Origin of the sequence: Micromonospora sp. NPDC049799 (assembly GCF_040656655.1) — a bacterium.
Classification (GTDB): Bacteria; Actinomycetota; Actinomycetes; order Mycobacteriales; family Micromonosporaceae; genus Micromonospora.
In genome coordinates this window covers 1-3,197 of record NZ_JBFAMU010000542.1, presented here as the reverse complement: position 1 = coordinate 3,197, position 3,197 = coordinate 1, and the positions used below count along the sequence as shown (strand labels likewise).

At 75.1% G+C, this 3,197-nt stretch carries 2 protein-coding genes and 1 pseudogene; 2 read left to right on the top strand and 1 reads right to left on the bottom strand.

Annotated elements, in window-relative coordinates:
* Positions 1 to 1,793, top strand: a 1,793-nt coding sequence (locus AB0I76_RS25995) for an ATP-dependent helicase (protein WP_357040576.1), incomplete at its 5' end; no start/stop codon positions are given.
* Between the two features lie 62 nt (positions 1,794 to 1,855).
* On the opposite strand, the gene AB0I76_RS25990 is transcribed toward AB0I76_RS25995, so the two are convergent.
* The gene (locus tag AB0I76_RS25990) at positions 1,856 to 2,839 is read right to left on the bottom strand and encodes an EamA family transporter (RefSeq protein ID WP_357040572.1); all 984 of its coding nucleotides are present in this window, start codon (positions 2,837 to 2,839) and stop codon (positions 1,856 to 1,858) included.
* Between the two features lie 82 nt (positions 2,840 to 2,921).
* On the opposite strand from AB0I76_RS25990, the pseudogene AB0I76_RS25985 reads away from it, so the two are divergent.
* Positions 2,922 to 3,197: pseudogene (locus AB0I76_RS25985) on the top strand (flagellar basal body protein FliL); the annotation flags it as partial.

The following is a 3,197-nucleotide window of genomic DNA, read 5'->3' as shown; positions in this document are numbered from 1 at the left end:
CGGCGGCCGTGAAGGCCGCGCCGAAGCGCAGGGCCACACCGCCGCCCCCACCCCCGATCGCTCCCCCGCCCTCGCCGCACGAGCCGTTCGAGCCGATGCTGGCCGGCATGGAGGAGGTCGGCACCGGCCTGCTGGACCGGCTGGACGCGATGCAGCGGGTGGCGGCGTCCGCACCGGGCGGGCCGCTGCTCATCGTGGCCGGGCCCGGCACCGGCAAGACCCGGACGCTGACGCACCGGATCGCGTACCTGTGTGCGGAGCTGAACGTCTTCCCGGAGCAGTGCCTGGCGATCACGTTCACCCGGCGGGCCGCCGAGGAGCTGCGGCACCGCCTCGACGGGCTGCTCGGGCCGGTCGCCGAGGACGTCACCGTCGGTACGTTCCACTCGCTCGGCCTCGCCGTCCTGCGGGAGAATGCGGCGGCCGCCGGCCTGCCGGCGGACTTCCGGATCGCCGACGACGCGGACCGGGCGGCGGCGCGGAGCGAGGCCGGCGACGACCCGGCCCGCTACACGGCGCTGCTGCGCAAGCAGGACCTGGTGGACCTGGACGAGCTGCTGACCCTGCCGGTGGCGCTGCTGCGGGGCGACCGGAAGCTGGTCGAGCGCTACCGGGAGCGCTGGCGGTGGATCTTCGTCGACGAGTACCAGGACGTCGACGCCGTCCAGTACGAGCTGCTGCGGCTGCTCAGCCCCGCCGACGGTAACCTCTGCGCCATCGGCGACCCGGACCAGGCGATCTACTCGTTCCGGGGCGCCGACGTCGGGTACTTCCTGCGCTTCTCGCAGGACTTCACCGACGCCCGGCTGGTCCGGCTCAACCGCAACTACCGCTCCTCGGCGCCGATCCTGGCCGCCGCGGTGCAGGCCATCGCGCCGTCGTCGCTGGTCCGCGGCCGGCGACTGGACCCGGCCCGGCTCGACCCGGAGGCCCCGATGGTCGGCCGCTACTCCGCGGCCTCCGTCGCCGACGAGGCCGACTTCGTGGTCCGTACCGTCGACGAGCTGGTCGGCGGGCTGTCCCACCGTTCGCTCGACTCCGGCCGGATCGACGGCCGGTCCACCACGCTGTCGTTCTCCGACATCGCCGTGCTCTACCGCACCGACTCCCAGGCGGCGCCGATCGTGGACGCCCTGTCCCGGGCGAACATCCCGGTGCAGAAGCGCTCGCACGACCGGCTGCGTGACCGGCCCGGCGTAGCCGCCATCGCGCGCGAGCTGCGCCACGCCGACGGGCTGGACGGCTCGTTGGCCGCCCGCGTACGCCTCGCCGGACAGGTGGTCGCGGAGCGCTTCGCGGTGCCGACGCTGGACGGCGCCGGCGCGGTCCGGCCGGAGGACGTCCGCTCCGCGGTCGACCTGCTGACCCCGCTGGCCCGGCGCTGCGGCGACGACCTGGAGCTGTTCCTGTCCCAGCTCGCCACCGGCGCGGAGGTCGACGCGCTCGACCCGCGCGCCGAGGCGGTCACCCTGCTCACCCTGCACGCCGCGAAGGGTCTGGAGTTCCCGGTGGTGTTCCTGGTCGGCGCGGAGGACGGGCTGCTGCCGCTGCGCTGGCCCGGCTCCGAGCCAGACGCGGACGCGGTGGCCGAGGAACGCCGGCTGTTCTTCGTCGGGGTGACCCGCGCCCAGGACCGCCTCTACGTCAGCCACGCGGCGCGGCGGGTGCGGCACGGGTCGGAACGCGAGTGCCGCCCGTCGCCGTTCCTCGACGTCATCGACCCGGGGCTGTTCGAGCGCTTCGGCGAGGCCGAACCCCGCCGGCCGAAGGACCGCCAGCTCCGCCTCATCTGAGGTGTAAGGAAGGGCCCCTTCTCAACGCCTGGTGCAGAGGAAGGGACCCCTCTTGACGCGGCTCACTGCCGGCGGGGGCGTTCCGTCGTGACCACCAGCGCCACGCCGGCGACGATCACCGCGCCACCGAGCAGCACCTGCGGGGTGACCGGCTCCGCCACGAACAGCGCGCCGAGCGCCACCGCCACCACCGGGTTGACGTACGCGTACGTGCTGACCAGCGAGATCGGCGCCTGGTGCAGCAGCCACACGTACGCGGTGAAGGCGACCAGCGAGCCGGCGACCATGAGGTACGCCAGCGCGAGCCACGAGCGGGTGGACACGGTGGCCGGGTCGAAGCCGCGGAACTCGCCACGGCCGGCGGCCAGGACGGCGAGCACCGCCGCACCGGCGGCCATCTCGTAGACGGTGGCCACGAACGGGTCGGCGGGCATCCGGATCCGTCCGGCCAGGAACGAGCCGACCGACCAGCTCGTGGCCGCGGCGACCACGGTCAGCGCACCGACGAGCGGAACGGCGTCCGTCCCGCCGGTCGGCAGCACCAGCAGGACCAGGCCGGCGAAGCCCAGCGTCACCCCGACGAACGTCCACAGGCCCGGCCGGTCGCCGACGGTCGAACGGAGCAGCACCACCAGCAGCGGCACGGTGGCCACCAGCAGCGCGGCGATTCCGGACGGTAGCGCCACGCCGGGCGGGCCGGACTCCGCGAGCACCACCAGGCCGTTGCCGCCGGCCAGCAGCAGGACCCCGACGAGCGCGGCCGACCCGAGCTGCCGCCGGTCCACCCGCAGCGCGCCGGGGCCACGGCGCAGCCGCAGCACGGCCGCCAGCACGAGGCCCGCGACGGCGAACCGGGCCGCCGCCGAACCGAGCGGTGGCATCGTCTCCACCGCGATCCGGATGCCGAGGTAGGTCGAGCCCCACAGGACGTAGACCAGCACCAATGCGGTCCAGATCAGAACCGGCGCGGCGGTGGGGCGGTGCGGACCGGTGGCCGACGGCGGGGACTCGGCGGACGGTGCGGCACTTGGCGGAGGTGAGCTCATCGTTGGACCACGCTACGGTGGCGGGGGCGTCGGCGTCCGGTGTTGGTGGCCGGCCTCTCACCACTCGTGCAGGAGGACGTGCATGGCGAACTACGGACCCCCGGGTGGGGCGGGACCAGACCCGTGGCGGGGACAGCAACCGGCTGACGGACCCGGCCCACAGGGCGGGGGATCCGGCCCGGGTGGCTGGGACGACCCGAACGGCCCGTACCCGCAGCGCCAGGGGAATCCGCAGCCCGGCTACGGGGACGCGCCCTACGGCCCGGGTCAGCCGGGCTACGCCGGCGCCGACCCGCGACCCGGCTACGGCCCCGGTAGCACGCCCGGCTACGGACCCGGCCCCGGTGGCGGGCCCGGC